The 24,389-nt window shown below is 68.6% G+C and carries 20 protein-coding genes, 4 tRNA genes and 1 pseudogene; 14 read left to right on the plus strand and 11 right to left on the minus strand.

Going from position 1 to position 24,389, the window contains the following annotated elements; genetic code table 11:
• Window positions 1–2 precede the first annotated feature (2 nt).
• Window positions 3–1,970, minus strand: coding sequence for a transketolase (gene tkt, locus K3A85_RS11405; RefSeq protein WP_225206628.1), 1,968 nt, complete (start codon window positions 1,968–1,970; stop codon window positions 3–5).
• Window positions 1,971–2,296: 326 nt separating this feature from the next.
• Here tkt and K3A85_RS11410 point away from each other — a divergent pair, with 326 nt between their 5' ends.
• From K3A85_RS11410 to K3A85_RS11425, 4 genes are all read left to right on the plus strand, one after another.
• Window positions 2,297–2,524, plus strand: a complete 228-nt coding sequence (locus K3A85_RS11410; protein WP_225206629.1) for a hypothetical protein — start codon at window positions 2,297–2,299, stop codon at window positions 2,522–2,524.
• 4 nt (window positions 2,525–2,528) lie between these two features.
• Entirely contained in the window at window positions 2,529–2,894 is a 366-nt protein-coding gene (locus K3A85_RS11415; RefSeq protein ID WP_225206630.1) for a cell division protein ZapA, read from the plus strand.
• Between the two features lie 221 nt (window positions 2,895–3,115).
• A complete protein-coding gene (locus tag K3A85_RS11420; protein WP_225206631.1) occupies window positions 3,116–3,697 on the plus strand; it encodes a 5-formyltetrahydrofolate cyclo-ligase in 582 nt (193 codons plus the stop codon).
• Complete coding sequence (locus K3A85_RS11425) at window positions 3,694–3,927, plus strand: DUF2842 domain-containing protein (protein WP_404822922.1); 234 nt, start codon at window positions 3,694–3,696, stop codon at window positions 3,925–3,927. Before K3A85_RS11420 ends, K3A85_RS11425 begins: the two co-directional genes overlap by 4 nt.
• A 93-nt stretch (window positions 3,928–4,020) precedes the next feature.
• Here the strand turns inward: K3A85_RS11425 and K3A85_RS11430 are convergent.
• Both K3A85_RS11430 and K3A85_RS11435 read right to left on the minus strand, forming a co-directional pair.
• Window positions 4,021–4,097, minus strand: a tRNA-Asp gene (locus K3A85_RS11430).
• A 53-nt stretch (window positions 4,098–4,150) separates the two neighbouring features.
• Window positions 4,151–4,227 (minus strand) — tRNA-Asp (locus tag K3A85_RS11435).
• Window positions 4,228–4,442: 215 nt separating this feature from the next.
• Between K3A85_RS11435 and K3A85_RS11440 the strand changes: the two genes are divergently transcribed.
• Window positions 4,443–4,988, plus strand: coding sequence for a hypothetical protein (locus K3A85_RS11440; RefSeq protein ID WP_225206632.1), 546 nt, complete (start codon window positions 4,443–4,445; stop codon window positions 4,986–4,988).
• A gap of 3 nt (window positions 4,989–4,991) precedes the next feature.
• Here the strand turns inward: K3A85_RS11440 and K3A85_RS11445 are convergent, their stop codons facing one another.
• The 4 genes and pseudogenes from K3A85_RS11445 to thyA form a co-directional block, all read right to left on the minus strand.
• Entirely contained in the window at window positions 4,992–6,344 is a 1,353-nt protein-coding gene (locus K3A85_RS11445; protein ID WP_225206633.1) for a dihydrolipoamide acetyltransferase family protein, read from the minus strand.
• A gap of 5 nt (window positions 6,345–6,349) precedes the next feature.
• Entirely contained in the window at window positions 6,350–7,402 is a 1,053-nt protein-coding gene (locus K3A85_RS11450) for an alpha-ketoacid dehydrogenase subunit beta (protein WP_225206634.1), read from the minus strand.
• 2 nt (window positions 7,403–7,404) lie between these two features.
• Window positions 7,405–8,700: pseudogene (locus K3A85_RS11455) on the minus strand (thiamine pyrophosphate-dependent enzyme).
• Window positions 8,701–8,833: 133 nt separating this feature from the next.
• Window positions 8,834–9,790, minus strand: coding sequence for a thymidylate synthase (thyA, locus tag K3A85_RS11460; RefSeq protein ID WP_225206635.1), 957 nt, complete (start codon window positions 9,788–9,790; stop codon window positions 8,834–8,836).
• A 244-nt stretch (window positions 9,791–10,034) separates the two neighbouring features.
• Here thyA and K3A85_RS11465 point away from each other — a divergent pair, with 244 nt between their 5' ends.
• From K3A85_RS11465 to K3A85_RS11485, 5 genes are all read left to right on the plus strand, one after another.
• A complete protein-coding gene (locus K3A85_RS11465) occupies window positions 10,035–10,361 on the plus strand; it encodes a hypothetical protein (protein ID WP_225206636.1) in 327 nt (108 codons plus the stop codon).
• Window positions 10,354–11,877 (plus strand): methyl-accepting chemotaxis protein, encoded by a 1,524-nt coding sequence (locus tag K3A85_RS11470; RefSeq protein ID WP_225206637.1) that lies wholly within the window; start codon window positions 10,354–10,356, stop codon window positions 11,875–11,877. Before K3A85_RS11465 ends, K3A85_RS11470 begins: the two co-directional genes overlap by 8 nt.
• Before the next feature lie 125 nt (window positions 11,878–12,002).
• Window positions 12,003–12,079: transfer RNA gene (locus tag K3A85_RS11475), tRNA-Pro, on the plus strand.
• A gap of 144 nt (window positions 12,080–12,223) precedes the next feature.
• The gene (locus K3A85_RS11480; protein WP_225206638.1) at window positions 12,224–12,733 is read left to right on the plus strand and encodes a hemerythrin domain-containing protein; all 510 of its coding nucleotides are present in this window, start codon (window positions 12,224–12,226) and stop codon (window positions 12,731–12,733) included.
• 93 nt (window positions 12,734–12,826) lie between these two features.
• The gene (locus K3A85_RS11485; RefSeq protein ID WP_225206639.1) at window positions 12,827–13,615 is read left to right on the plus strand and encodes an FkbM family methyltransferase; all 789 of its coding nucleotides are present in this window, start codon (window positions 12,827–12,829) and stop codon (window positions 13,613–13,615) included.
• A gap of 39 nt (window positions 13,616–13,654) precedes the next feature.
• On the opposite strand, the gene recG is transcribed toward K3A85_RS11485, so the two are convergent.
• A complete protein-coding gene (gene recG / locus K3A85_RS11490) occupies window positions 13,655–15,712 on the minus strand; it encodes an ATP-dependent DNA helicase RecG (RefSeq protein ID WP_225206752.1) in 2,058 nt (685 codons plus the stop codon).
• A 97-nt stretch (window positions 15,713–15,809) separates the two neighbouring features.
• Here recG and K3A85_RS11495 point away from each other — a divergent pair, with 97 nt between their 5' ends.
• A complete protein-coding gene (locus K3A85_RS11495) occupies window positions 15,810–16,076 on the plus strand; it encodes an FAD assembly factor SdhE (RefSeq protein ID WP_225206640.1) in 267 nt (88 codons plus the stop codon).
• Between the two features lie 38 nt (window positions 16,077–16,114).
• Window positions 16,115–19,603 (plus strand): transcription-repair coupling factor, encoded by a 3,489-nt coding sequence (gene mfd / locus K3A85_RS11500; RefSeq protein WP_225206641.1) that lies wholly within the window; start codon window positions 16,115–16,117, stop codon window positions 19,601–19,603.
• A gap of 6 nt (window positions 19,604–19,609) precedes the next feature.
• On the opposite strand, the gene K3A85_RS11505 is transcribed toward mfd, so the two are convergent.
• Window positions 19,610–20,896 carry a GGDEF domain-containing phosphodiesterase gene (locus K3A85_RS11505; protein WP_225206642.1) on the minus strand — a complete coding sequence of 429 codons (1,287 nt, stop codon included), beginning with the start codon at window positions 20,894–20,896 and terminating at the stop codon, window positions 19,610–19,612.
• A 131-nt stretch (window positions 20,897–21,027) separates the two neighbouring features.
• On the opposite strand from K3A85_RS11505, the gene K3A85_RS11510 reads away from it, so the two are divergent.
• Window positions 21,028–21,807, plus strand: coding sequence for an NAD kinase (locus K3A85_RS11510; RefSeq protein ID WP_225206643.1), 780 nt, complete (start codon window positions 21,028–21,030; stop codon window positions 21,805–21,807).
• Between the two features lie 79 nt (window positions 21,808–21,886).
• Window positions 21,887–21,961 (plus strand) — tRNA-Asn (locus K3A85_RS11515).
• Window positions 21,962–22,001: 40 nt separating this feature from the next.
• On the opposite strand, the gene K3A85_RS11520 is transcribed toward K3A85_RS11515, so the two are convergent.
• Both K3A85_RS11520 and K3A85_RS11525 read right to left on the minus strand, forming a co-directional pair.
• Window positions 22,002–23,465: a globin-coupled sensor protein gene (locus K3A85_RS11520; RefSeq protein ID WP_225206644.1), complete on the minus strand. Its 1,464-nt coding sequence runs from the start codon at window positions 23,463–23,465 to the stop codon at window positions 22,002–22,004.
• A gap of 242 nt (window positions 23,466–23,707) precedes the next feature.
• Window positions 23,708–24,331, minus strand: coding sequence for a hypothetical protein (locus K3A85_RS11525; RefSeq protein WP_225206645.1), 624 nt, complete (start codon window positions 24,329–24,331; stop codon window positions 23,708–23,710).
• Window positions 24,332–24,389: the final 58 nt, after the last annotated feature.

Here is a 24,389-nt window from a genome sequence, read left to right on the forward strand (position 1 = left end):
AATCACGAAAGACGTTCGAGGACCTGCGGGACGATCTTGTCCACGCTGAACCCGAAGTGATCGAACAGGACGTCGGCCGGGGCCGATGCGCCGAAGGTATCCAGGCCGATGGTCAGGCCATCGCCGACATACTTCTGCCAGCCGAAGGTGACGCCCGCCTCGATCGAGACCTTGAGCACGCCGGCCGGTAGCACGTCGGCCTTGTAGGCGGCGTCCTGTCCGTCGAACAGTTCGAGGCACGGGGCCGAAACCACGTCCGCGCCGATGCCCTTGGCTTCGAGCGCGACCGCGACGTCCTTGGCGAGCGCCACTTCCGAACCGGTGGCGACGAGCACGACCTTGCGGTCGGCCTGGGCGCTGACCAGGCGATAGGCGCCCCTGGCGCTCTTCATCTCGGCATCGAAGCGGACCGGCGGCAGGTTCTGGCGCGACAGCGCGAGCACCGAGGAGGCGTGCTTGTCCGCCAGCGCGAGCGCCCAGGCCTCGGCGGTCTCGATCGCGTCGGCCGGGCGGAACACGCGCAGGTTCGGGATCATGCGCAGGCTCATCACGTGCTCGACCGGCTGGTGGGTCGGGCCGTCTTCGCCAAGGCCGATCGAATCGTGGCTGAGCACGTAGATCGCGCGGGTGTGCTGCAGCGCCGACATGCGGATCGCGTTGCGGCAGTAGTCGGCGAAGACGAGGAAGGTGCCGCCGTAGGGGATGATCCCGCCGTGCAGCGCCATGCCGTTCATCGCCGCGGCCATGCCGAATTCACGGATGCCGTAGTAGACGTAGCGCCCGTCGTAGCTGCCGGGGCCGAACGGCAGGGTCGACTTGGTCTTGGTGAGGTTCGAGCCCGTCAGGTCGGCCGAGCCGCCGACCATCTCGGGGATCGCGGCGGTGAAGGCTTCGAGCGCCATCTCGCTCGCCTTGCGGGTCGCGACCTTGGGCGGGTTGGCGATCAGCGACTGGACATAGGCATCGAAGCCGGTGTCGGCGGGCAGGTCCCCGGCCATGCGGCGGGCAAGCTCGGCGGCCTTGTCGCTGGCGGCGGCGCGCGCCTGCCATTCGGCGTGGGCGGCCTTGCCGGCTTCACCCGTCGCGCGCCAGTGGCCAAGAATCTCCCCGGGGATCTCGAACGGGGCCGAAGTCCAGCCGAGGTATTCGCGCGCGGCGGCGATCTCGTCGGCGCCCAGCGGCGCGCCGTGGACGCTGTGGCCGCCCTGCTTGTTGGGCGCGCCCTTGCCGATCACGGTGCGGCAGGCGACGATCGACGGACGCGGATCGGCGGCCGCTTCGGCGAGCGCGCGGGCGATGTCGGCGAAGTCATGCCCGTCGCACGAGGTGGTGTGCCAGCCGGTAGCGGCGTAGCGGGCGAGGATGTCCTCGCTGGTCGAGAGCGAGGTGTCGCCGTCGATGGTGATCTTGTTGTCGTCCCACAGCACGTTGAGGCGGCCGAGCTTCAGCGTGCCGGCAAGGCCGATGGCTTCGTGGTTGACGCCTTCCATCAGGCAGCCGTCGCCGGCGATCACCCAGGTCTTGTGGTCGACCAGCTCGTCGCCGAACTGCGCGTTGAGGTGGCGTTCGGCCATCGCCATGCCGACCGCCATCGCGATGCCCTGGCCGAGCGGGCCGGTGGTGCATTCGACGCCGTCGATCAGGAAGTTCTCCGGGTGGCCGGCGCAGACCGAGCCCATCTGGCGGAACTTGCGGATGTCCTCCATCGTCGGGCTTTCGTAGCCCGAGAGGTGGAGCAGCGCGTAGATCAGCATCGAGCCGTGGCCGGCCGAGAGCACGAAGCGATCGCGGTCCGACCACCTGGGCGCGGAAGGATCGAACTTCAGGAACTGCGACCAGAGCACCGTGGCGACGTCGGCCATGCCCATCGGCATGCCGGGGTGGCCGGAGTTGGCTGCCTGGACCGCGTCCATGGCGATCGCACGGATCGCGTTGGCCATGGGACCGAGCGCGGCGGGATCACGAGTCATAACCTGAGAAAACCCTTCCAGCGCGCGAAGGCGCGCGCATTACCGGTGATTCGGAGCGCGGCCTCTTTGGTGACCGCACCCCGAAGCGTCAAGGTCGCGAGGGTGACGGCATCACCCCTGCATGTCGAGCCGGCGCATACGTTCCCGTTGGCCGGGCGCATACGAATGCGCGAGCCGATTCGCAAGCCCGCACCGCGACATCCCCGCGGCAGCCCCGCGGCCGCCCCGCAGCAGCCGTCGCCGCTGGCGCTTATCAACAGCTGCGCGGTTGCCGCCGCGCGCATCGGCGTTACAAGCCATGTCGCTCTATGCTAGCGGTTGGAATCATGGCGAGCGAACACGATCTCGAAGCGGCCCTCGACCGGATCGAACAGGCCCTGTCCCGCCTCGAGGCCGCGGCGGCCGAAAAGGTCGAGCAGGCCGAACACGGCGGCGCCGCCGTGGTCGAGCTGGGCGAGCTGCGCTCGCGCCACCGCAAGCTGAAGGACACCGTGGCGCAGGAACTGCGCCAGCTGGACCTGCTGCTCGCCAATCTTCCGAACCCGCGCGGATAGCCAGATGAGCAATGTCACTCTCTCGATCGGCGGTCGCAACTTCGCCGTCTCGGCCAGCGACGGCGAGGAAAGCCACATCGAGATGCTCGGCCGGATGATCGACGAGCGCGCGCGCCGGATCGGGGCCCATACCCAGTCCGAACCGCGGATGCTGCTGTTCGCCGCGCTGGTCCTGGCCGACGAACTGCACGAAGCGCACGACGCCGCGCCCCCGCCGCCGCCTGCCCCGCCGCCGCCTGCTCCCGAACCGGTATCGCCGCCCGCGCCGCCGCCCGGCCCGAGCGCGGCGATCATGGCGCGGATCGAGGCGATCGCCGCGCGTGTCGAAAAACTGGCGCTGCACCTTGAGCATCAGGAGCCGGCGTCCTAGATCGGAGGGCGACGGGTACTGCCCGGCACGAGCCGTTTGAAACATCCCTGAGGCTATAAGCAATCCACGGGGGCTGTCCCTGCCCGAGGCCACTCTGTTTCCATTGGGGTCCTGGGTACATGGTCCCCACCTGACGTTGAGGCGTCGGTGGATTTTCCGAGCAAACGACCCATGGTGGTCCCGTCACCCACCCGGTTCCCGAAGGCTCTGCAGGAGACCCCATGCCCCACAGCAAGGCCGACTTGCGCAAGGCCCTGCGCGCCGCGCGCCGCGCGCACGTCGCCGCGCTCGACCCCCGGGTGAAGGCACTGCTGTTCATGCGTCCCCCTGCCCCGCTTCTGCCGATCTTGCCGCACGGCGCGACCATCGGGCTCTACGCCGCCACGCCCGACGAGGCCCCGGCGCTGTCCTACGCCCGCTTCTTCCACGAAGCCGGGCACCGCGTGGCGCTGCCCTGGTTCGCCTCGCGCAGTGCGCCGATGACGTTCCGCGCCTGGGATTCACCGCACCTCGACGAATTGCTCGGCGAAGGTCCGTTCGGCACCGCGCAGCCCTTTGCGCAGGCGGCCGAGGTCGCGCCCGACGTGCTGTTCGTGCCGCTGGTCGGCTTCACCGCGGAAGGTCACCGGCTGGGCCAGGGCGGCGGCCACTACGACCGCTGGCTGGCAGAGCATCCCGCCGTGCCCGCGATCGGGCTTGCCTGGGACGCGCAACTGGTCGAAAGCCTGCCCCTCGAGGCGCATGACCGCCGCTTGCGCGCCGTGGTAACGCCGACGCGCCTCTATGGACCGTTCGACGCATGAGCATGGGTGAATTCAGGGACGCAAAGCCTACCTGGCGCAAGCCGGTCGGCATCCTGGCGCTGTTTGCCGGCCTCATCGCCTACGGCGTGCTGGTGGCGACGCTGTCGGGCTGGATCGGGCAGCTGCCGGTGCTGGTGCAGACCGCGATCTACCTGGTGCTCGGCGTGGCGTGGCTGCTGCCGCTGCGGCGTTTCCTGATCTGGATGGAGACCGGGCGCTGGTCCGCCTGAACGACCGTTCCCGAGCGCCCCTGCCTGAGCGACCGCTCGGGATCCGCAAACGAAAAAGGCGCCGCGAACGGCGCCTTTTTCCGTTTTCGACGATGGCGCGAGTGACGGGGCTCGAACCCGCGACCTCCGGCGTGACAGGCCGGCACTCTAACCAACTGAGCTACACCCGCTCATCGTCAAAAAAAGGCGCCCGCAAGCGCCCCTTTTCATCTCCCGAAGCGAATGGCGCGAGTGACGGGGCTCGAACCCGCGACCTCCGGCGTGACAGGCCGGCACTCTAACCAACTGAGCTACACCCGCGTTTCCGCTTGGGAGCCGCGCCTCTATGGCAGCCACGGTGCCCTGTCAATAAACCGACACGACAATTTTTCGCGACGCCGCCCCCGCTCCGCCGACCCTTGCGGAAAAGCACCGCAAAAACATGGTTTCCGCAACGTTAACCCTGTTTTTACCGCTGCCGTGACAGCGTCCCGGGACGGCGCGCCGGGGGGCGCGCCCGACGGGGGGACACGGCGATGGCGGCAACGGGGACGGCGACGGGGACGATCGGTCGGAGAACAAGGAGCGCGGGGCTGCTGGCGGCAGGGCTCGCGGCAGCGGCAGCAGCAACGGCAACGGCAGCCGCGGCGAAGGCGGCGCCGGTCGGGGCGCCCGATGCCGCAAGCGCGCGCGTGCGCCTTGCCAGCGACGTCTTCGTCGAACGTTTCGCGCCGGCCGGCGAGGGCCGCGTCGCGCGCGTGCTCGAACGCGCGGCCGTGCTGCGGCCGGGCGACCGGGTGGTGTTCGTGGTCAATTGGCAGGCCAGTCGCGCGCAGCAGTTCACCCTGACCAACCCGATGCCGCAGGCGATCGCGTTCGAGGGCAGCGCACGCGAGGACGCGCAGGTCTCGGTCGACGGCGGGCGCACCTGGGGCGCGCTCGATCAGCTGTCCGTGCGGACCCGCGACGGCCGCCTGCGCCCCGCCACCGGCGAGGACGTCACCCATGTGCGCTGGCGGGTGCCGGGCGCGATGGCCGCGCTCGGCGCCGGTCAGATGACCTATCGCGGGATCGTTCGCTGAACCTCAGTCGGCGAGCAGCAGGACCGGCGCCTCGATCAGCTTCTTGACCGCCTGGACGAAGCTCGCCGCATCCCAGCCATCGACCACGCGGTGGTCGCAGCTGATCGAGATGTTCATCAGCTTGCGCTTCTCGATGCGCTCGCCCCCCATGCCGTCGGGCACGAACATCGGGCGCTCGATGATCCGGTTGGGACCGATGATCGCGACTTCGGGGCGGTTGATGACCGGCGTCGTGGCGACGCCGCCGAGCGGCCCGAGCGAGGTGACCGTCAGGGTCGAGCCCGAAAGCTCCTCGGACTTCGCGGTGCCGTTGCGCGCGGCTTCGGCAAGGCGCGCAATCTCGCGCGCGAGCTGCCACAGGTTGAGACTCTGCGCGTTGCGGATCACCGGCACCATCAGCCCGGCGGGCGTTTGTGCGGCCATGCCCATGTGCACCGCGCCGTAGCGGGTGACCACGCCGGCTTCGTCGTCGTAGCGCGCATTGAGCATCGGGAACTGCGGCAGCAGCCGGCAGAACGCGGTGATCAGCAGCGGCAGCATGGTCAGCTTGGGCTTGTCGCCGCGATGGGCGTTGAGCTGTTCGCGCATCGCTTCGAGCGCGGTCACGTCGCATTCCTCGACATAGGAGAAATGCGGGATGTTGCGCTTGGAAGCGGCCATGTTCTCGGCGATGCGACGGCGCAGGCCGATCACCTTGATCACCTCGTCGCCGCGCTCGGCGCCGGCCGCACGGTAGCCGCCGGCAGCGCTGTAGGCGAGGAACTGGTCGAGATCGGCGTGGCGGATGCGGCCTTCCTCGGACGGGCGCACTTCGGACAGGTCGATGCCGAGATCGTGCGCGCGCTGGCGCACTGCGGGGCTGGCAAGGACCTTGGCGCTGCCCTTCCCCTTCCCGTTCGTGTCGAGCGAAGTCGAGACACGCGCAGGAGATGGCGAAGCAGCCGGGATCGGGGGTGGCGCAGTCGGTGTCTCGACTACGCTCGACACGAACGGTTCGGGTGTCGCGGGCGCAGGCGGTTCGGGCGTCTCCGCCTCGATCCGCTGCTCGACGACTTCGGCCTTCGGCGCGGGCGCAGCGACGGGCGCGGGCGCGGCCTCGCTCGCCTCCCCTTCCCCGTCGGTTTCGATCACCACCAGCGGCGAGCCGATCGCGACGACATCGCCGACCTCGCCCGCGACCTCGACGACCACGCCCGAAACCGGGCTTTCCATCTCGACCGTGGCCTTGTCGGTCATCATGTCGGCGACGCGGGCGTCTTCCTCGACGCGGTCGCCCACTTGCACGTGCCAGGCGACGATTTCGGCCTCGGCGATGCCTTCGCCGATGTCCGGCAGGCGGAACGTGAACTTGCCCATGGCGATCAAGCCTTCATCAAACGGTCGACGGCCTCGCCGATGCGGACGGGACCCGGGAAATATGCCCATTCGAGGCTGTGCGGATAGGGCGTGTCGAAGCCCGTCACGCGCTCGATCGGCGCTTCGAGGTGGTAGAAGCAGCGTTCCTGCACCAGCGCGGAAAGCTCTGCGCCGAAGCCGCCGGTGCGGGTCGCCTCGTGGACGATCAGGCACTTGCCGGTCTTTTCCACGGACGCCTCGATGGTTTCGATGTCGAGCGGCACCAGCGTGCGCAGGTCGATGATCTCTGCATCGACTTGCTTCTCGGCGCAGACCGCGGCGGCGACGTGGACCATCGTGCCATAGGCGAGCACGGTGAAGGCCTGGCCCGGGCGCACGATCCGCGCCTTGCCCAGCGGGATCGAATAGTAGCCTTCGGGCACCACGCTGTCGGGGTGCTTGTTCCACGGCTCGACCGGCTTGTCGTAGTAGCCGTTGAACGGGCCGTTGTAGATGCGCTTGGGTTCGAAGAAGATCACCGGATCGTTGTCCTCGATCGCGGCGATCAGCAGGCCCTTTGCGTCGTGCGGCGTCGACGGCACGACGGTCTTGAGGCCCGCCACGTGGGTGAACAGGGCCTCGGGGCTCTGGCTGTGGGTCTGGCCGCCGAAGATGCCGCCGCCGAAGGGCGAGCGCACCGTCAGCGGCGCGACGAATTCGCCCGCCGAGCGGTAGCGCAGCCGCGCCGCTTCCGAAACGAGCTGGTCGAGCCCGGGGTAGATGTAGTCGGCGAACTGGATTTCCGGCACGGGGCGCAGGCCATAGGCGCCCATGCCGACCGCCACGCCGATGATGCCGCATTCGGAGATCGGCGTGTCGAACACGCGGGTCTTGCCGTACTTCTTCTGCAGGCCGGCCGTCGCGCGGAACACGCCGCCGAAGTAGCCGACGTCCTCGCCCATGACGACGACGTTGGGATCGCGCTCCATCATGATGTCGAGTGCGTCGTTGATCGCCTCGATCATGTTGAGGCGGCGGGTGGGAGCGTCAGCGAGGCTGACCGGGGCTTCCTCGATCATGGTCATGCCTCCTTCGCCGGTTCGGACCATTCGGGCCACTTGATCCGCCGCTCGCGGATCGCCTGTTCGCTCTGTTCCTTGAGGTGCCAGGGCAGGTCCTCGAACACGTCCTCGAACATGGTGTGGAAGGGATGGTGCAGGCCGTGGCCGAGCACGCCGTTCTTCTCGGCGTCCTTGGTGGCGGCCTTGACCTGCTCCATCAGTTCGCGGTCCATCGCGGCGTGGCTGTCCTCCGACCATTCGCCAGCCGCGATCAGGTGCTTCTTGAGGCGGTTGATCGGATCGCCCAGCGGCCACTCGTCGCGCTCCTGCGCCGAGCGGTACTGGCCTGGATCGTCCGAGGTCGAATGCCCTTCGGCGCGCTAGGTGAAGTGCTCGATCAGCGTCGGCCCGCCATTGGCGCGGGCGCGGTTGGCGGCCCATTGCGTCGCGGCATAGACCGCGAGCGGATCGTTGCCGTCGACGCGCAGGCCGGCCATGCCATAACCGATGGCGCGCGCGGCAAAGGTCGTGCGCTCGGCCCCCGCGAAGCCCGAAAAGCTCGAGATCGCCCACTGGTTGTTGACGACGTTGAAGATCACCGGGGCGTTGTAGACGGTGGCGAAAGTCATCGCCGAGTGGAAGTCGCCTTCCGCGGTCGAGCCTTCGCCCACCCAGGTCGCGGCGATGCGGGTGTCGCCCTTGATCGCGCTCGCCATCGCCCAGCCGACGGCCTGCGGGTACTGCGTCGCAAGGTTGCCGCTGATCGTAAAGAACGAGGCTTCGCGCGCCGAATACATGATCGGCAGCTGGCGGCCCTTCAGCTTGTCGGCGCGGTTCGAGTAGATCTGGTTGATCATCTCGACCATCGGATAGCCGCGCGCGATCAGGATGCCCTGCTGGCGATAGCTGGGAAACACCATGTCGTCGTTCGCGAGCGCCATGGCCGGGGCGACCGAGGTCGCCTCCTCGCCCGTGCACTTCATGTAGAAGCTGGTCTTGCCCTGGCGCTGGCCGCGGTACATGCGATCGTCGAACGCGCGCGTCAGCGCCATCGTGCGCAGCATGCGGCGCAGGGTTTCGGCGTCGAGACGCGGATCCCAGGGCCCGTGCGCGGCATCGTCGTCGCCCAGCACGCGGATCAGGTCCATGCACAGCGGGTGCGTTTCCGCAGCCGCGCAGGTCTCGTCGGGGCGCGGCTGCGCGCCGGCCGGCGGCACCGCGATGTGCGAATAGTCCACCGCATCGCCGGGCCGGAATTTCGGCTCGGGCACGTGGAGCGAAAGGGGCGGCAGATTGCCGGGCGCCTTCGCGGTCATGCTGCGCAAATCCGCATCTATGGACTCTCCCGCGAGCTGGACGCGCGAGAAACCGCCTCGCACCGACACTCGCAAAATTTTAGCGTGTTGTTATTTTATTACGCGACGCTTTTCGAGTCAATCAGGGCTCGTCCTAGACGGCGACCGGCGCGGACAAGGCTTTCTGCGGTTCGTAGCCGTGCACGACGAAATCCTCGATGGCGTAGTCGAAGATCGTCGGCGGCCTTCGAATCAGCTCGAGCCGGGGCTCTCCCGCAGGCGCGCGGGCGAGCTGCTGCTCGACCAGTTCGGCGTGGTTGCGGTAGAGGTGCGTATCGCCCCCCATCCACACCAGTTCGCCGGGTTCGAGGTCGCACTGCTGCGCCAGCATGCGGATGAACAGCGCCGCGCCCCACAGGTTGAACGGCAGGCCGAGCGCCACGTCGCAGCTGCGCTGGTAGAGCAGCCCGTTGAGCCGGTTGCCGGCGACATGGAACTGGTAGGTCTTGTGGCACGGCGGCAGCGCCATCGCGTCGAGCTCGGCGACGTTCCAGCCTTCGACGATGTGGCGCCGGCCGCCGGGATTGGCGCGCAGGCTCTCGACCACCTGCGCGACCTGGTTGACGCCGGTGGCGCGCTGGCGAAACAGGCCGTCCCCGGCCGGCTCGAAGACCGGCCAGTCGACCCACTGCTTGCCGTAGACCGGGCCGAGATCGCCCCAGCGCGCGGCGAAGTCCGCGTCCTCGACGATGCGGCGCGAGAAGGCCGCGCGTTCGATCGGATCGCCGGTCTCGCGGCGGTAGCGATCGAGCGGCCAGTCGGTCCAGATTTCCACCCCCTGCGCACAGAGCGCGCGGATGTTGGTGTCGCCGGTCAGGAACCACAGGAATTCGCGCGTGGCGGTCTTCCAGTAGACCCGCTTGGTCGTGAGCAGCGGCATCCGCCCGTCGGACAGATCGAAGCGCAACTGGGCGCCGAAGACCGAGCGGGTGCCGACGCCGGTGCGGTCGACCCGCTCGTCGCCATGCTCCCAGATCCTGCGCATGAGCTCGAGGTACTGCCACTCGGGATGATCGCGCAGGGAATCGGGACGGGCCATCGGCGTTGCCATGCCACGGAGTCTAGGCACCTTGCCCGGATCTAGGAAGAGGGATCGCGTCGCCGCCTCCCGCCAACCGCCTTGCTCAACCACCCTACGTAGAATCCCGCTGCGCACGACCGTCCAAGTATCAAGGGGATAGTGGGATAGGCGGGCAATGTCCGCCCGTCTTCCCGCCCCTCCTGCCACGCCGCCACGCCCGCGCGCGCGCTCCGGCTCCCGGCCGGTGCGTCACACTGCCACAAAGGCGGCGCCTGTGGCCGCACCCGCCGCTTTCGTGCAGGCAGGGCTCGGCCTTGCGATCCTGGTCGCGGCGATCGCCTATCCCTTTGCCGGGCGCGCCGCGCTGGCGATCCCGCTGTCCGCGGCGGCATCGCGCGAGGGACTGCCCGCCGCATCGACCGGCGTCGCGATCCTCGGCCGCTCGGACGTGAACGGCCTTGCGATCGTGCGCACGCCCGACGAGCGCGCCGGCCTTGCCGCGCTGCGGCGCGGATGGCTGTTGCTGGCGGTGCCATCGCTGCTGTGCGGAAACCGGATTCGGACCTCGTCCGTCACCTCAAGGAATACCTCGAATGGATGATCTCGAAGACCTGCGCCGCCGCGGCGTCCGCGCGCTGGCGGCGATCGGGTGGCTGTGCACCGCCATCGCGCTCGCCCGCGCCCTTGCCGGCGGGGGCTACCTGCCCGCGGTGATCGCGGCGGCGATCTCGGTCCTGCCAACCATGTTCGCGATGTCGGGCCGCTGCGACACGCCGGTGCGGGTGTCGCTCGGCCTGACGCTGCCGCTCTACCCTGCGCTGTTCCTTGCGCAGTGGTCGGGGACCGGCTGGCTGCTCGACCAGCACATGATCTTCTTCGCGGTGATCGCCACGCTTGCCATGCTGGCGGACTGGCGCCCGATCGTGGTCGCCGCGGCGGTGACCGCGGTCCATCATATTGCGACCAACTTCCTCGCGCCGAGCCTGGTCTTTCCCGACGGCAGCGACTTTGCCCGCGTGCTGCTCCACGCCGTGATCGTCGTGATCGAGAGCGGCGCGCTCGTGTTCCTCGCCAGCCAGCTCGAGATGCAGGTGGTCCGCCAGGCCGCGGCGCGCCAAGCGGCGAGCGAGATGGCAGCTGCGGGCGAGCGGGAGCGCGAGCGGGTCGCACGCGAACAACAATCGGTCATCGACGCGCTCGAGGCACGGCTGGTCGCGCTCGCGCAGGGCGATCTCGCCGCGCGCATCGACCGGGCATTCCCCGATACCTACGAACCGCTGCGCACCACGCTGAACGCCGCGACCACCGACCTGGCGCGGCTGGTCCGCTCGGTCAGCGAGACGGCGATGCAGATCACCAACAACTCCGGCGAAATCCGCGTTGCCTCCGACGATCTCTCGCGCCGGACCGAGCAGCAGGCGAGCGCGGTCGAACAGAACAGCTCGGCCACGCGCAAGCTGACGGGCGACATCGAATCGACCGCCAGCCGCGCGGGCGAGGTCAACCTTTCGATCAGCACCGCGCAGGCCGATGCCCGCAACGGCGGCGAAGTGGTCGAACGCGCGATCGGCGCGATGAACGCGATCGAACAGTCGGCGGGCGAGATCGGCCAGATCATCACCCTGATCGACGGCATCGCCTTCCAGACCAACCTGCTCGCGCTCAACGCCGGGGTCGAGGCCGCGCGCGCCGGCGATGCCGGCAAGGGCTTCGCGGTGGTCGCCAACGAGGTGCGCGCGCTGGCGCAGCGCACCGCCGATGCCGCGCAGACCATCAAGAACCTGATCACCGTGTCGAGCGAGCAGGTCAGCCAGGGGGTTGCCCTGGTGGGCGAGACGGGCACGGTGCTGCGCACCATCGTCGACCAGATCACCAGCATCGGCAGCGCCATCGGCGACATCGCCAGCGCCGCGCAGGCGCAGGCGCGCGATCTGCACGATGTCGGCCGCGCCTTCGGCGATCTCGACCGCGTGACGCAGCAGAACGCGGCGATGGTCGAGGAAAGCAACGCCGCCGCGCACAACCTTGCGCGCGAGGCCGAGAACCTCAAGGCGCTGGTGTCGCGCTTCCGCACCGACGGTGGCGCGACCGCGGTTGCGCTGCGCCGGGCGGCGTGAAACCGGGACAAATCGGGGCGGGCGGGGCCTTTGGCAAAAATTCTGCCCTGCCCGCTTGCACACTGGCAAACGCCCCCGTATAGGGCGCGCCTGCCTTGCAGCCGGGTGACCGGCAGCAGATCGGTCGGGGAATAGCTCAGCCTGGTAGAGCACTGTCTTCGGGAGGCAGGGGCCGGAGGTTCGAATCCTCTTTCCCCGACCACTTACATACCGGCAGGTATCGAAAAGCCGCCCTTCGGGGCGGCTTTTTTATTGGCCCGTCAGCTACTTCGGAACCATGCGCAGTCTTGCGCACTGTCACGGCGAACGGCGCTTGCCATGCGCCCGCCCGAACAGGAGACCCCCCGTGCCGACAACCCCTGCCTATTCGGATGCGATCGCCCTGCTCAAGGCCGATCACCGCAAGGTCGAAGACTTGTTCACCAAGTTCGAAGCGGCCTCCGACGCCAAGAAGCCCGATCTGGCGCGCCAGATCTGCAACGAACTGAAGATCCACACGATCATCGAGGAAGAAATCTTCTACCCCGTGCTCAAGGGCAAGATCGAGCAGGACACCTGGACCGAGGCCTATGTCGAGCACGACGGCGCCAAGGTGCTGATCAACGACATCATGGCGACCGACCCGCAGGACGAGTTTTTCGACGCCAAGGTCAAGGTCCTGTCCGAGGAGATCCGGCACCACGTCCACGAGGAGGAAGCCCGCTCGGAGGGCATGTTCTCGCAAGCCAGGGCCTCGGGCGTCGATCTCGTCGCGCTGCGCGACCAGATGCTGGCGCGCAAGAACGAACTGATGGCGCAGGCCAAGACCGGCGAACTGCCGCCCGCCAGGACCAGCGTGGTCAAGGCCGCGGCCTGAACCGGCGCCAGGCGTCGTCAGAACTGCGTTGACAATCGCTGCGCGCTCCCCCGTACTGGCAATCGTTGCAACCACCCGGGGGAGCGTTGCGAAGTGCTGATCGAGCTTGATCTTTCATCGGCGCGTCCGTCGAACGTGGTGACGGCAATATCCAAGAACGGCGGGGCGTTCGAGCCCGAGATCGTGACGGTGGTCTGTGCGTTCTGCGAAGCAGAGCCGGTGCCGGTGTTCATCGACGTCGGCTCGAACATCGGGGTCTATCCGCTGATCGCGGCCTCGCTCGCGGCGCGGCTCGGCAAGACGATCGACGTCCATGCGTTCGAGCCGCTGCCCGCGCTGCAGGACAAGGCCCGCAGGCTCGCTGCGGACAATGGCGTCGCCTATGTCCTGCACGAAGAAGCGGTGAGCGACCGCGCGGGGACCGCGGACTTCTATGTGTCGGCGCGCTCGGATGCCTCCAATTCACTGGTCGCGGGCTTCCGGCCTGCGCGCGAAGTGCTCGAGGTCGGCGTGACCACACTCGACCACCAGAGCGGGCTGGTGACGCGCGAGGACGCGCAGGTGCTGCTGCTGGTCGATGTCGAGACCCACGAGCCGGCGGTGCTGGAAGGGGCGCGCGGCTTCATCGCCAGGCACCAGCCGCTGATCATCTGCGAAGTGCTGGCCGGCCGCACCGAAGCGGCGCTGAACGCGATCGTCGCGTCGCTGGGATACACGCCCTACCGCTTCGACGGCGAGCGCTGGAGCCGCGAGGCCGAGATCTTCGGCGACCGCTCGCACACCCATCGCGACTGGATCTTCGCCCCGCCGGCGCGGGCGGCGCGGATGGGCGCGGCGTGGACTTGCGAGGCCCGGGCGGCGGTCCGCTTCGCGATCGGCTGAGCGCATGCACGGCGCACCGCGCGACGCGGCCCGCACGCATCAGCCGCCGCGCAGCAGTTGCACGCCCCAGTCGCGCTCGAACAGGTAGAGCAGCACCCGCGCCGCCTCTCCGCGCGGCGAGGTGAGACCACCGTCGCGCTCCATCAGCAGGCGCGCATCGTCGTGCGCGAGCGGCAGCAGGCGGGCGATCTGCTCGAAATCGGCGACGCGGAACGGGGTATCGCCCGACTGGCGCGTGCCGAGCAGTTCGCCGCCGCCGCGCAGGCGCAGGTCCTCCTCGGCCAGGCGGAAGCCGTCCTGCGTCTCGCGCATCAAGGCCAGCCGCTCGCGCCCGACTTCGGATAGCGCTTCGCCGCGCAGCAGCAGGCAGGTGGACTTCTGGCTGCCGCGCCCGACGCGGCCGCGCAGCTGGTGGAGCTGGGCGAGCCCGAAGCGTTCGGCCTGCTCGATCACCATCAGCGTCGCGTTGGGAACATCGACGCCGACTTCGATGACCGTGGTCGCCACCAGCAGCTTCGCCTCGCCGCCGGCGAAGCGCTCCATCGCCGCGTCCTTCTGCTCGGGCCGGAGCTGGCCGTGGACGAGCTCGACGGTATCGCCGAAGCGTTCGCGCAGCATCGCATGGCGCGCCTCGGCCGCGGCGAGGTCCTCGCTCTCCTGCTCGCGGACCATCGGGCAGACCCAGTAGGCCTGCGCGCCACCGGCGATGTGGCGGCCGATCCCGTCGATCACGTCGGCGAGCCGTTCCTGCGAGACGACGCGGGTGTCGATCGCCTGGCGGCCCGGCGGCATCTCGTCCAGTCGCGAGACGTCCATCTCGCCATACTGGGCGAGCGTCAGCGTGCGCGGGATCGGGGTGGCGGTCATGGCGAGGCAGTGCGGCGTGCGGCGCGCCTTCTGCGTCAGCATCAGCCGCTGGCCAACGCCGAAGCGGTGCTGCTCGTCGATCACCACGAGTCCGAGGTTGCGGTAGGCGACCGCGTCCTGGAAGATTGCGTGGGTGCCGACGCAGATCTGGATCGAGCCGTCGAGCAGCCCCATCAGGATCGATTCGCGCGCACGGCCCTTGTCGCGCCCGGTGAGCAGTTGCACGGTGACGCCGGTGCCCGCCGCCATCCGCGCCAGCGTCTCGGCATGCTGGCGGGCGAGGATTTCGGTCGGCGCGAGCAGCGCGGCCTGGGCGCCCGCCTCGACCGCGATCAACATCGCGTGGAGCGCGACCGCGGTCTTGCCCGAGCCGACGTCGCCCTGCAGCAGGCGGAGCATCGGCGCGCCTTGGGCAAGGTCGCCCTCGATCTCGGCGATGGCGCGCGCCTGCGCTCCGGTCAGCGCGAAGGGCAGGTTCAGCTTCGCGCGCAAGCGGCCGTCGCCCACGAGCGGGGTGCCGCTGCGCTGGCGGTTGGACGCGCGCACCAGCATCAGCGCAAGGGCATTGGCGAGCAGTTCGTCGTAGGCGAGCCGGTCGCGCGCCGAAGGATGCAGGGCGCGGTGGCACTCGGTGAGCGCGTCCTTCCAGGCGGGCCAGCCCTGTTTGGCGAGGAGGCCCGGCTCGATCCATTCGGGAAGCTCGGGCAGGAGGCCGAGCGCCTGGTGGGCGAGCGCCTGGATGCGGCTCTGCGTCAGGCCTTCGGACAGCGGATAGACCGGTTCGTTGAGCTGGCCCATCAGCCCCGCCCCGTCCTCGGCGACATGGTCGGGGTGGACGATCTGGAGAAACTGGCCGAACTGGTCGAGCCGTCCCGCCACCCAGCGCTTCTCGCCGACGGGGAGCTGCTTCTTGGCCGAGTAGGAAGCGCGGCCGAAATAGACCAGCGCCACCACGTTGCCGAGCGCGTCGTCGGCGAGGATGCGATAGGGGCCGCGCCCCGAAGCGCCGCGATGTTCGCGCACCGTCAGCGCGACGACGATCTGCTCGCCGACGCTCGCCTCGTCGAGATTGGCGACGGCGCGGCGGGCGACGAAGCGATCGGGCAGGTGATAGGCGAGATCGCGCACGCGGGTGAGGCCCAGCTTGTCGAGCGGGCGCGCGAGCCCCGGCCCGACGCCCTTGAGGCTGCCGGTCTCGGCGAAGAGCGGGTTGAGCAGGTCCGGGCGCATCGGCGGGACATAGGCGGAACGCGCGAGCGCTGCCAAGGGCCGCGATTGCCCGATGGCCCCACTTGAGTCGCCGGGCGGCTTGGCCTAACCCGCCGGCATGATCGACCCCGACCGTCTTCGCCGCCTGAAATTCCGCGCCTGGCACCGCGGCACGCGCGAGGCGGACTACATGATCGGCTGCTATTTCGACCGCTTCCACGACGGCTGGGACGAGGCGCAGGTCGCCTGGTTCGAGGCGCTGATCGACGAGGAAGACGTCGACATCATGGGCTGGGCGCTGGGCACAATCTCCGTTCCGGAGGCGTATCAGGGCGCGATGATGGACGCGATGCGCAAGCTCGATTACGTGGATATCCCGCGCTGAAGCGGGAGCCATCGCACAGCGCGAGCATTTCCTGACCAATGTCCGACATCGCCAAGGTCCTTTCGGCCAAGACTCCGCTAATACTGTCCTCGATCGCCCGCGGCGCGCAGCCGCTGGTGCTGGCCGACCTTGCGCGCGCGGCAAAGGGCCGCGCGGTGTTCGTCGCGCCCGACGACGGGGCCGCCCGCGCGATCGTCGAGAGCGCCGCCTTCTTCGCGCCCGAGCTCGAGGTGATCGACTTCCCGGCGTGGGACTGCCTGCCCTTCGACCGCGCCAGCCCTGCCCTGTCGATCAGCGCGCGCCGGCTCGCGGCCTTGCAGAAGCTGCAGCACAAGCGGGACAGGCCGCAGTTGCTGGTCACCACGATCAACGCGCTGCTGCAGCGCGTGCTGACGCCGTTCCGCATCCGCGAATCGACGCGCCTGTTGACGCCGGGCGTGGAGATCGGGCGCGAGAGCCTGATCGCGCTGCTCCAGCGCCAGGGCTACACCCGCACCGACACCGTGGTCGACGCGGGCGAATATGCCGTGCGCGGGTCGATCTTCGACATCTACCCGACCGGGCTCGACCATGGCCTCAGGCTCGACTTCTTCGGCGACGAGCTGGAAACGCTGCGGCTGTTCGATCCGGCCACGCAGCGCTCGGTGCAGCCGGTCGAGACGCACCTGCTGATCCCCGCGAGCGAGGCGCTGCTCGACGAGGACAGCATCAAGCGCTTCCGCAGCCGCTATCGCGAGATGTTCGGCGCCAATGCGACCGGCGACCCGCTCTACCAGGCGGTGAGCGACGGGCGTCGCCTCGCCGGCATGGAGCACTGGCTGCCGCTGTTCGAGGACCGGCTGGTCACGCTGTTCGACCACTTGTCCGCCGACGACGACCTGGTGGTGATCGACGCCGGCGCGCTCAAGGCGGCGGACTCGCGGCTGTCGGACATCGCCGACTACCATCAGGCGCGGATCGAGAGCGTGAGCCGCGGCGGCGCGAGCTATCGCCCGTTGCGCGAGAATGCGCTCTACCTCGCCCGCGACGAGTTCGAGCGCGCGCTCGCCGGCTGGCCGGTGCACCGCGCGACCATCTTCGCCGAGCCGGAGTCGAAGACCACGGTCGACTTCGGCTTTACCAGCAGCCGCGACTTCACCCCCGAGCGCGCGCAGGGCGCGAACGTCTACGAAGCGGCGGTCAAGCATCTCGCGGCGCTCGGCACGCGGGGTTTGAAGCCGATCGTCGCGGCCTACACCAACGGTTCGCGCGCGCGGCTCGCCGCGATCCTCGGCGATGCCGGAAAAGGACCGCTGGCGCTGGCGGACAGCTGGCAGGAAGCGCTCGGCCTTGCCGCCAAGGGCAAGCCGGTCGCAGTGGTGCTGCCGCTCGAGCAGGGCTTCGCCAACGCCGAGCTGGAGCTGCTGACCGAGCAGGACATCCTTGGTGACCGGCTGGTCCGCCGCAAGAAGAAGCGCAAGGACGCCGACGCCTTCCTTGCCGAGCTGTCGGCGCTCAATCCGGGCGACCTCGTCGTCCACATGGAGCACGGGATCGGGCGCTACCTCGGCCTCGAAGCCGTGGGCGTGGGCGACAGCCCGCACGATTGCGTCCAGCTCGAATATGCGGGCGGCGACAAGCTCTACATCCCGGTCGAGAACCTCGACGTGCTGTCGCGCTATGGCGCGGAGAACGAGGGCGTTGCGCTCGACAAGCTCGGTGGCGAGGCCTGGCAGCGGCGCAAGGCGCGGATGCGCGAGCGCATCCTCGAAATGGCGGGCGGGCTGATGGCCACCGCGGCGCAGCGCGCGCTGCGCCAGGCCGACGTGCTCGCCGCCGATCCGGCCAGCTTCGGTCCCTTTGTCGACCGCTTCCCCTGGGACGAGACCGAGGACCAGGAGCGTGCGATCGAGGACGTGCTGGGCGACATGGTCGAAGGCAAGCCGATGGACCGGCTGGTCTGCGGCGACGTCGGCTTCGGCAAGACCGAGGTCGCGCTGCGCGCCGCCTTCGTCGCGGCGATGGCTGGCAAGCAGGTGGCGGTGATCGCGCCGACGACGCTGCTCGCGCGCCAGCACTATGCGGGCTTCGTCGAGCGCTTCAACGGCTTCCCATTGAACATCGGCCGCCTCTCGCGCCTCGTGCCGGCCAAGGAAGCGGCGGCGACCAAGGCGGGCCTTGCCGACGGGACGATGGACATCGTCATCGGCACGCATGCGCTGCTGTCGAAGTCGGTCGAGTTCAAGCGGCTCGGCCTCGTCATCGTCGACGAGGAGCAGCGCTTCGGCGTGACGCACAAGGAGAAGCTGAAAGAGCTGAAGGCCGACGTCCACGTCCTGACGCTGACCGCGACGCCGATCCCGCGCACGCTGCAGATGGCGATGTCGGGCCTGCGCGAGCTGTCGACGATCCAGACCCCGCCGGTCGACCGTCTGGCGGTGCGCACCTACGTGATGCCGTGGGACGACGTGGTGATGCGCGAGGCGCTGATGCGCGAGCACCAGCGCGGCGGGCAGAGCTTCATCGTCGTGCCGCGCATCGCCGACATGCCCGAGCTGGAGGAATGGCTGCGGCTGAACGTGCCCGAGGTCCGCTTCGTGACGGCGCACGGGCAGATGACTCCGACCGAGGTCGAGGACCGCATGGGCGCGTTCTACGAGAAGAAGTACGAGGTGCTGCTCTCGACCACGATCGTCGAGAGCGGCATCGACATTCCGAGCGCGAACACGATCATCCTCCACCGCGCCGACCGGTTCGGCCTCGCCCAGCTCTACCAGCTGCGCGGGCGCGTCGGGCGCGGCAAGCTACGCGCTTACGCCTACCTGACGTTCCCCGAGGACCAGGCGCTGTCGGAGATCGCCGAGAAGCGGCTGAAGGTGCTGGGAGACCTCGATTCGCTCGGCGCGGGGTTCCAGCTCGCGACCCACGACCTCGACTTGCGCGGCGCGGGCAACCTCCTGGGCGACGAGCAATCGGGGCACATCAAGGAAGTGGGCTTCGAACTCTACCAGTCGATGCTCGAGGACGCGATCCTCGCGGCCAAGGCGGGCGACCTTGCGGCGATGAAGGAGCGCGACACGCTCAGCCCCCAGATCACCGTCGACGCGCCGATCCTGATCCCCGAGGACTACGTGCCGGATCTGGCCGTGCGCATGGCGCTCTATCGCCGGATGAACGATGCCGAAGGGGCGGATGCGGTGGAAGCGCTCGCCGCCGAGATGATCGACCGCTTCGGCCCCCTGCCCGGCCCGACGCAGAACCTGCTGCGGCTGATCGAGATCAAGCGCCAGGCGATCGAGGCGCGCATCGCCAAGATCGACGTCGGGGCGAAGGGGGCGCTGGTCTCGTTCCACAACGACGACTTCCCCGATCCGCTGGGTCTGATCGGCTATGTCGAGCGGCTGAACGGCGTTGCCAAGCTGCGGCCCGACAACAAGCTCGTGATCCAGCGCGCCTGGGGCAACCCGGAGAGCCGGCTGAACGGGCTGGTGCAGCTGACCAAGGGGCTCTCGGCGATCGCGCGCAAGGCGGCGAAGAAGGCGGCCTGAAGCGCTTCAGGCGAATTCGGCGAGCGCGGCCATGTCCTTGGCCGAAACCGGCCCGGCGCGCAGGAAGCCCTGGAAGGTGTCGCAGCCTTCCTCCTGCAGGATGGCAAGCTGGGCTTCGGTCTCAACCCCTTCGGCGACGACGCTCATGCCGAGCGCGCGCGCCATCGCTATCATCGCGGTGACGATCGCGCGATCGCGCCGGTCGCGGGCAATGTCGCGGACCAGCGAGCGATCGACCTTGAGCGCATCGAGCGGCAGCGCCTTGAGCGCGCGGAAATTGGAAAAGCCGGTGCCGAAGTCATCGAGCGCGACGCGCACGCCGTCGAGCGCGAGGTCCTCGATCGCCGCGGCGCAGTCGTCGAAATCGGAGATCAGCGTGCGTTCGGTGATCTCGAGCGTCAGCCGCCGCGCGGAAAAGCGGGTCTCGCCGATAAGCCGCCGCATTGTCTCTGCAAAGCGGCCGAGGGCGAAGTCCTCTGGCGTGACGTTGAGCGAAAGGCGCATCGTATCGGGCCAGGCGCAGGCCGCATCGAGCGCCAGCGTCGCCACGTGCTCGGTCATCTGCGTCACGAGGTCGCCGCGCTCGGCGATCGCGAACAGCGTCTCCGCGCCGATCCGGCCGAACTTGGGATGCTCCCAGCGCGCCAGCGCCTCGGCGCCGCACAGCGCGCCCGTGGCGACGTCGAACTGCGGCTGGAACAGGACCGCGATTTCCTCGCGGTGGAGCGCGCCGATGAGGTCGGCTTCGAGGCTCGCGGCGCTCTGCCCCCGCGCCGGGTGGCTGCCGTCGGCCCACAGGATGCGCCGTACCGGTGAGCGTTGCAGTTCGAGGCTGGCCTGGTCGAGCCGGTCGAGCAGGTCGGCGCCGGGCTCTCCCGACAGGCCGCGGATCAGCGCGGTGCGCGGTTGCAGGCGGATGGCCTCGCCCTCGACGAGCATCGGGCGGCTGATGGCGCGGCCCAGCGCTTCGGCCAGCCAGTGCCAGCGCGCGCGCGGAAGCGGCGCGGCCGAGGCGAGGATGAAGTCGGCGCCGCCGGTGCGGGCGACGAGCGCGTCGGGTCCGAGCTCCTCCCAGGCGAAGTCCGAAAGGCGCTGAGCGACTTCGACGAGCGCGAGGTCGCCGCCGGTCTTGCCATAGGCGAGGTTGACCGTCTGCAGACGCTGCAAGCTCACCAGCATGGCTTGCACGAAACCGTCCCGCCCGGCCGCATCGAGCCAGGCGCGCGCACCCGCGGTGCTGACGAGGCCGGTCAGCACATCGCGCTCGGATTCAGCGAGAGCCCGTTTCATCATGTCCACGCATAGGCCAAGCGCGTCGCGAAATCACCACCTCGCTGTTTTGGCATTGCACCAGTTTGGCGCGCTCCATATCACCCGCGCGGAGAGTGCAACCGGCGCCGACTGCAGACAGGGAATACCGACAGATGCCCGAAAGCCAGCGCCTTGCGTTGCTCGCCTCGCCCACCGACCGCGCGCAGGAAGCGCTCGAGGCGCTGCGCCGGACCCATGACTGGGTGCCGGTAGAGGAAGCCGACACGGTGGTGGCGCTGGGCGGCGACGGCTTCCTGCTGCAGGTGCTGCACCAGATGCTCGAACAAGGGCCCAACCTGCCGGTGTTCGGGCTCAACCTCGGCACCGTCGGTTTCCTGATGAACAAGCACAAGTCGAGCCGGACGATCGCCGAGCGCGTGGCCAAGGCGCGCGGCATCGCGGTGGCGCCGCTGAGGATGGAGGCGACCACCAACAACGGCGAGACCGCCACGTCCTGGGCGATCAACGAAGTCTCGCTGCTGCGCGAAACGCGCCAGACCGCCAAGCTCGAGGTCTCGGTCAACGGCAAGGTCCGCATCCCCGAGCTTGCCTGCGACGGCGTGCTGGTGGCGACCCCGGCGGGATCGACGGCGTACAATCTGTCGGCGAACGGGCCGATCCTGCCGCTGGGTTCGAACATGCTGGCGCTGACCCCGATCAGCCCGTTCCGCCCGCGTCGCTGGCGCGGCGCGATCCTGCCCGAGACCTACGAGATCGTGTTCCGCGCGCGCGAATCCGTGAAGCGCCCGGTGCTCGTCGTCGCCGACCAGCGCGAAGTGCGCGACGTCAGCGAGGTGCGCGTCGTCGCCGCGCCGGACAACCGCCTGACCCTGCTGTTCGACCGCGGCCAGAGCCTCGAGGAACGCATCTTCGCCGAACAGTTCATGGTCTGAGAAAAACATCGCATCAGGCGCTTGCCAAACCGGAAACGCCTGTTATTAGCGCGCACCTGCCCCGGGCAACCGGGGCTGCTCCCTGATAGCTCAGCGGTAGAGCTCTCGACTGTTAATCGAGCGGCCGTAGGTTCGAATCCTACTCAGGGAGCCATTTTCTCCACATCGTGACACCGTTCGCACCCGCCGGCCGCTCAGGCTGCGCGCGAGGGGCGGCGGTCCCAGACTTCGGCATCCTTGGGGCGCAGCGTTTCGCGCCGCTCGAAGCGGAAGGTGCCGATGATCGCGGCCATCGAGCGCGCCTCTTCCGACAGGCTGCGGGCGGCCGCGTTGGACTCCTCCACCATCGCCGCGTTGTGCTGCGAGTTGCGGTCGATCTGCTCGAGGTCGCTGTTGAGCGACTGGATGTCGGCGGCCTGGTTCTGCGAGAACGCGGAAATCTCGGCCGCCTTGGTCGCGGCGGTCTCGAGCCCGGAGATGATCGCGCCGAGCGAATGGCGCGTATCGCCGACCAGATCGACGCCGACCCGCACGTCCTCGGCCGAGTTGACGACGAGCTGCTTGATCATGCTCGCCGATTCGGTGGTCCGCTGCGCCAGCGCGCGCACTTCGGAGGCGACCACCGCGAAGCCCTTGCCCGCATCGCCCGCCCGCGCCGCCTCGACGCCGGCGTTGAGCGCGAGGAGGTTGGTCTGGAAGGCGATGGCGTCGATCACCTCGATGATCTTGGCGATTTCGGAGGACGAGGCCTGGATCTTGTCCATCGCGGTGACCGCCTGGGTCATCACGTTGCCGCCCTGCTCGGCGTGCTTGGACAGGTCCGACAGGCTGGTGTCGACCTCCTGCGCGAGGTTTGCGGTCTGCACCACCGACTGCGTCGCGTTGCGCATTACTTGGGCGATGCGGCTGGTCGTGGCGGCCTGGACTTCGGTGCGGTCGGCAAGGTCGCTGGCGGCCGAGCTGATCTCCTCGGCGCCGACGCGGACGTTGCTCGCCGAATCGGTCATCTTGGTCACCAGCTTGCTGATGTTGTAGCGCATCTTGTGGAAGTGCTCGGCAAGCTCGGTATAGGCGGGCGGAAGCTCGTCGAGCTGCGCCCGCAGGTCGCCCTTCGCCACCTCGCCGAGCGCGCGGCTCATTTCCCCGATGACCTTTTCGCGCGCGTGGCTTTCGGCATCGAAATAGGCGCCGAGCGCGGCCTCCATGTCGTGCAGCGCAGTCTTGACGAACGTCCCGATCATCTTGCCCACCGACTTGCCGTTGAGCGGCGTGACGACGCGGCGCGACAGCATGCCGATGATGACCTGCTCGATGACGTAGGCGTAGGAGCTGATGTAGAAGCTGGGCTTGAGCCCGACGTCGGCGTGGATCCGCCCGATCTTTTGCGAGCGCGCCTGGCTGTTGCTGTCGAACGGCCCTGAAAACAGGTCCTGCCAGTGGCGATACTGCGCCGACGAGGCGCGATCGCGGATTTCCTGCGTCGGCAGCAAGGCCAGCGCCTCGCGATCCATCGAGATCGCGCGGTAGAGATTGTCGAGAGCACCCCTCGCGTAGCGGCCGACCATCACCTTGATCGGGCCGTAATGCCGGTAATTGGCTTCATCGAGCGGGCAGAGGATCTGACGCGAAGAACCGTTGGCAGTCGTGGTGACGTTCATGGGCTCGGCCTTTTCCGAGGTTGAGCCCATGGTTTCGCATGAGGATTTTAACCATTGCCCCTTGGGGCATTAGTATCAATCCACTATTGCACGACCGATTGCCGGTTCGCTTCCGACTTGCGCCCCGATCGTCCCACAACGCGCGGCGGCCGCCCGAAAACCGCCAAGTTGCTGGAGCCGGCGTTGCTGCAATCGATGCAACAACGCCGGCGTTGTTCATTCGGCAAAGCTTTGCCGCAAGTTCAGTTCTTCGCGCTTGCCGCCGGGGCCACTGCCGCGGGCGCGGCGACACTTTCCGCCGCCGGAACGGCCGCGGCCTTGTCGACCAGCGACCCCGTGACGAGTCGGGGCGCATCGCCCGGGACCGTGAAGTGGAGCGGTTCGACCGTGTGCGCGCGCAACTGTTCGCCGTTGACGATCGTTGCCGAACGGCCGGTGACGAACGCCGAGAACACCCCCACGGCGACAGCGGCGCCAACGGTCGCGCCGGTATTGCCCTCACCCTCCTGGCGGTAGGATCCGGTCAAGGGGATGCGGCGCCCGGCGAAATCGAGGTAATCGAACGACACTTCCATCTTGCCCGACTTGCCGAACGCCCCCTTGTTGGTGAGGAACGTCACCGTCCCTTCGCCCGAGGTGCCCTTGGGAATGAGGACATAGCCGTCCTGCATCACGTCGAACATCGTCGAAAGACGGAACTTCGCGCCCTCCTTCAGCTTCTTGCCCTTGGAGGTCAGCGTGTCGTTGGGCGTGACCACCACTTCCGCATTGGGCGCAAGCACGACTTCGCGCAGCGTGGCCTGCGGATCTTGCGCAAAAGCAGCCGACGGCAGAACAGCAAGCGCCAGCGCAACAAAATACTTCATAAAGAACCCCCCTTTTCGATCCGAATTCTCGAATCGTGCGACCTCAGTGTCACGGGGG

The sequence above is a fragment of the Novosphingobium huizhouense genome, assembly GCF_020179475.1.
GTDB classification, from domain to species: Bacteria; Pseudomonadota; Alphaproteobacteria; order Sphingomonadales; family Sphingomonadaceae; genus Novosphingobium; species Novosphingobium huizhouense.